The organism is Aminobacter sp. P4_H6_2 (assembly GCF_056400805.1).
This window is the reverse complement of sequence record NZ_JBFUKO010000443.1, coordinates 1-4,573: the sequence shown is the minus strand read 5'-3', so window position 1 is coordinate 4,573 and position 4,573 is coordinate 1. Positions and strand designations below refer to the sequence as shown.

Here is a 4,573-nt window from a genome sequence, read left to right as displayed (position 1 = left end):
ATCACCGGCTGGTCGGCAACGAGATGCACGCCGACCCCGATCGGTAGGTCGCCCGTCACCTCGTCCATCACCTTCGCCAACTCAGCGCCGAAATCCAGAAGGTTGGCGTTGGGCTTCATGCCGATGGCAAGTGCGATCGCCGGCTCGCCATTGACGCGAAACAGCGACGTCGGCGGATCGACATAGCCGCGGCTGATTGTGGCCACGTCGCTCAAGCGGAAAAAGCGGTCGTTGACCCTGAGGTTGATCGCCCTCAGGCTCTCCTCCGAGGTGAACTGGCCGCTGACACGCACCGCGATGCGCTCTGGCCCGGCCTGGATCACGCCAGACGGCGACACCGCGTTCTGCGCCTGCAGGCTTTCGATGACGGCCTGCTGGTCGAGGCCCAGCGCCGCGATCTGCCTGGTGGAGAATTCGAGGTAGATGACCTCGTCCTGTGCCCCGACAAGTTCGACCTTGCCGGCATTGGGGATGCTGAGGACGCGCGTGCGCACCGTCTCGACATAGTCGCGCAGCTGACGCATCGTCAGCCCGTCGGCGGTGAAGGCATAGATGTTGCCGAACACGTCGCCGAAACGGTCGTTGAAGAACGGCCCCTGCACCCCTTGCGGGAACWGCGACCTGATATCGTTGACCATGTTGCGCACTTCCACCCAGGTGGGGGTCACATCGCGCGCCTTGGTGGTCGGCTTGAGATTGACGAAGATGAGCGTCTGGCCCGCCGTGGTCACGCTACGGGTGTAGTCGAGGCTTTCAAGCTCCTCGAGTTTCTTTTCGATCCGGTCGGTCACCTGTTGGGTGGTTTCTTCGACCGAGGCGCCGGGCCAGTTGGCCTGGACAAGCATCGTCTTGATGGTGAAGCTGGGGTCTTCCTCGCGCCCCAGATGCAGATAGGCGAAAACGCCCGCGATCGTGAAGATCAGCATGAAGTACCAGACCAGGGATCGGTGGTTCAGCGCCCAGTCGGAAAGATTGAAACCCTTCACGCTATGCCCCTTCCGGAATTCTGACTTTCTGGCCTTCTGCAAGGCTGTTCACGCCTGCCGTCACGACCCGGGTCCCTGGCTCGATGCCGTTCAGCGTGAAGCTGACGCCATCCCTTGTCCGCACTTCCACATCATGCAGGCTGACCGTCGACGCCGTGGGATCGACCACCCAGACAAAGTGCTTCCCGTCTTTTTCAAGCAGCGCCGAGAGCGGCAGGTCGATCGTCTCGTCCGCCCGGGACACTCTTGTTGCCGTCACCGTCGAGCCGAGCCGGAATGCCGTTGGTGGGTCGGCGAGCGCCAGCCGTACCCGTCGCGTCCGCGTCGCGGCGTCGGCCTGCGGCGCGATTTCGCGGATGTGGGCTGTCGTGCGCAGCGAAGACAGCGTCTGCAAGGCCACCTCGAACTCGTCGCCAGTGTTGAGCCTGCCGACAAGCTGGTCGGGGATGTCGACGACAGCTTCGCGCGCATCCGAGCGCGCCACGGTCACCACCATCTGTCCCGGCGAAACCGTCTGGCCAACCTCGGCGCCCGTTTCCGTCACGATACCGTCGAAGTCCGAAAAAAGCCTGGCATAGCCGAGTTGTTCGTCTGTCTTGGCAAGGGCCGCACGTGCGCGCTCGACATTGGCCGAGGCGGAATCGAGCGCCTGCTTGGCGGAATCGTAAACGGCTTGCGATGTGTTGGCCTCGGCGAGCAGCGCGCGCTGGCGCTCTTCGCTGGCGGCAGCGTTGGCGAATTGCGCTTCCGCTGTCGACAGGTCGGCACGCGCGGCTTGCGATGCCAGTTCGAGCGAAAGCGGGTCGATGGCGGCTAGGGTCGTTCCCTTGGTCACCTGATCGCCGACACTGACATCGCGTGCCACCAGCCGTCCGAGCAGGCGGAAAGCGAGATCAGCGGAAAACTGGGGCTGGATCGTGCCGACAAAACCTAGTGCTGTGTGTGCTTGCGGCTGGACCACCTGCGACAGCACTGGCCGGATGACCTCCTTGGGTGCCGGCTGCTCCTGGCTGCAGCCGGCCAATGCCAGCGCTGCCATGATGCCGAAGGACGTAACGGACTTCATGGCGCGACCTCCACGACCTGGCCGGGGCTCAACAGCTGGCCACCTTGCGCGACCACGGTCTGTCCGATTTCCAGTCCCTTGGCGACCACGACGATACCGGAAGCGAAAGACTTCACCTCGATGGGCACCATCGTCACCACCTTGGTCGCGGGATCGACGGTCCAGACCGCGGGCTGGCCACTGTCCGACATGAGCGACTGCCACGGCAGCACGATCGATGGTTCGGGTTCGGACACGATTGTGCCTGTGATCGCGGCTCCCAGCGGCATTTCGGCCGGCGTGTCGGGTACCGCCACCTTGACCCGGATCGAGCCTGAGGCAGGATCGACCGCTGGCGAGACCTCGCGCACCTGGCCTGCCGCCTCGATCTTGGGGTCGGAAATGAGCGCGATCCTCACCGCCGGTGCCACCGGGTTGCGCGCCACCAAAGCTTCATCGACGTTGAACACAGCGTCGCGGTCGCCATCCTCGGCGACGGTGAAAACCGTCTGGGCTGCCTGCACCACCTGGCCGACCTCGACAGTTCGTGCTGTCACCACGCCGTCGGCGCTCGACTTCAGGTCGGTGTAGGTAAGCCGGTCCTCAGCGTTGGCCAGCTGGCTTTGTGCCGCTTGCACGCCACCTTGGGCGACGCGCTGCGCCTGGTCGGCGAGATCGTAGTCGCGCCGCGTTGTGAAGCCTTGGGCGAGCAGGGTCTTTTGGCGGTCGAAGGCCGCCGTGGCCTGGCGCAGCTGCGCCTGCGCCGCATAAAGGCTCGCTTGCGCTGCCCTCACGTCCGACTGCTGCTCCTGCGGGTCGAGCCGAGCCAGCACCTCGCCCTTTGTCACGCGCTGGCCGATATCGACCCTGCGTTCGGCGACGCGACCACCGACCTGGAACGACAGGTTGTTGAGGGTACGCGCGGCAATGACGCCGGTCAGCGACGTCGCTGGCGCAAAATCGKACAGCTTGACCTCGACCGAGCGCACCAAGATCGGTTGCCGCTCTGCTGCCTCCTGCTTCTGGCAGGCGGCGAGGGTCAGACAAAGCGCAAGCATGGAGAGGAACGGGGGAGAAATGGCGTATGCCGGCGTTCTGCCAGGCGCGCCTGACGGGACCGGGTTCATGGGTCGCATGTACACCCCCAAATCGCTTCGACCCACGCTACGACGCCGAATACAATCCGGCAACGCCTAGTTGCTTTGTTGTCGGGCCGCAGACGCGTGTTTGGGGTCACGGTTTAAGGAATTAACACGGGTGTGATTTTTGACGGTGTGAGACAGGGAACCGGAGCAATTTCGGTGCGTTGAAAGGGGCATTGCAGAACATCCGACCCGAAGTGGGGAGCCGGTTGGGGAGATCGGATGCTCGAACGGAAAGATGCCGGAGACCATTATGGATCGCATGCTTTTTGACCATCCCGTCTCGGTTCGCATCGGGCCGGAAAGCACCCGGCGCGAGGTCACGACCGTCAAGGGTGCCTATGAGGCGCTGGTCGACTGGCCGCACGCCAAGCGCAGCGGCCCGCTCTATCGCGAGGCGGTGGCCACCGTCTCCGCCGCCCTTGCCGGCACCCGCACGCGCGAGGCGGCCAAGCGCGCTTTTGAGGCTGCGGCTGAAGAAATTGGCATCCTGACCTGACTTTTGGCGATGTAGCCGTGCATCGTTCGCAAAGGCGCAGCCGTCAACTCCTGCCGCGAGTAGGCCGTCAGCCCGTCGCGAGCTTGGTCGGGGCGGGCTTGCCCTGCTGGGCGCGCTGGCTGAGCCAGACGCTGCCAAGTACCACGACCATGCCGAATATCTGCGCTGCGCTGAGCGACTGGCCGAGCACCGACCAGCCGAGGATCACGGCGGTCATCGGGCTGAGGAAGCCGAGCGACGACACCACCGATGGCTCCAATCGCGAGATGCCACGGAACCACAGAATGTAAGCAAAAGCCGCACCGATCAGGCCAAGCCAGGCGAGGCCGAGCAGGTTGGCGGTTGTCAGTGAAGGCAGCGACGGTTCCAGCCAAAGCGCAGCCGGCAGCAGGAGCACGCCGCCGGCGGTCAGCTGCCATGCCGTGAAGGTCAGCGGTGAGACAGGCGGCTGCCAGCGGCGGCTCAGCACCGTGCCCGCGGCCATCGACACGGCACCGGCCAGACCGGCGACGATGCCGATCGGATCGAGCGCCGCATTCGGCGTCAGGATCAGCAGTGCCACGCCGCCCATGCCGGCAATCGCAGCCATGATGGACATCGGGCGAATGGCCGAGCCGAGCAGGGCGCGGGCGAGCAGAATGACGATCAGCGGCTGGATCGCGCCGACAGTCGCGGCAACGCCGCCGGGCAAGCGGTAGGCGGCGACAAATAGCAGCCACCAGAAGATCGAGAAATTGAGCGCGCCGAGCACCAGAACCCGGGCCCACCAGATGCCATGCGGCAGCTGCCGGACCACAAGCAGCAGCAACAGGCCGGCAGGCAGCGCCCGCAGCATGGCCACCGTCAGCGGATAACTGGCGGGCAGGAACTCGGTCGTCACCAGATAGGTGCTGCCCCAGAT

At 64.8% G+C, this 4,573-nt stretch carries 5 protein-coding genes; 1 reads left to right on the top strand and 4 read right to left on the bottom strand.

Translation table 11 applies throughout. From position 1 onward, the window contains the following. The 3 genes from AC1DUU_RS23860 to AC1DUU_RS23850 all read right to left on the bottom strand — a co-directional run. A partial coding sequence (locus tag AC1DUU_RS23860) for an efflux RND transporter permease subunit (protein WP_476785857.1) occupies positions 1-986 on the bottom strand: 986 nt, incomplete at its 3' end. Between the two features lies 1 nt (position 987). Beyond that, entirely contained in the window at positions 988-2,052 is a 1,065-nt protein-coding gene (locus AC1DUU_RS23855) for an efflux RND transporter periplasmic adaptor subunit (RefSeq protein WP_476785856.1), read from the bottom strand. Continuing rightward, on the bottom strand, positions 2,049-3,167 hold the full coding sequence (locus AC1DUU_RS23850) for an efflux RND transporter periplasmic adaptor subunit (RefSeq protein ID WP_476785855.1): 1,119 nt from the start codon (positions 3,165-3,167) through the stop codon (positions 2,049-2,051). Before AC1DUU_RS23850 ends, AC1DUU_RS23855 begins: the two co-directional genes overlap by 4 nt. 259 nt (positions 3,168-3,426) lie before the next feature. On the opposite strand from AC1DUU_RS23850, the gene AC1DUU_RS23845 reads away from it, so the two are divergent. After that, positions 3,427-3,672 (top strand): DUF982 domain-containing protein, encoded by a 246-nt coding sequence (locus AC1DUU_RS23845; RefSeq protein WP_476785854.1) that lies wholly within the window; start codon positions 3,427-3,429, stop codon positions 3,670-3,672. Between the two features lie 67 nt (positions 3,673-3,739). Here AC1DUU_RS23845 and AC1DUU_RS23840 read toward each other — a convergent pair. After that, a partial coding sequence (locus AC1DUU_RS23840; RefSeq protein WP_476785853.1) for an EamA family transporter occupies positions 3,740-4,573 on the bottom strand: 834 nt, incomplete at its 5' end.

Coding starts and splice junctions, on each gene's coding strand:
- AC1DUU_RS23855 (WP_476785856.1), bottom strand. CDS start 2,052: ATGAAGTCCGTTACGTCCTTCGGCATCATGGCAGCGCTGGCATTGGCC.
- AC1DUU_RS23845 (WP_476785854.1), top strand. CDS start 3,427: ATGGATCGCATGCTTTTTGACCATCCCGTCTCGGTTCGCATCGGGCCG.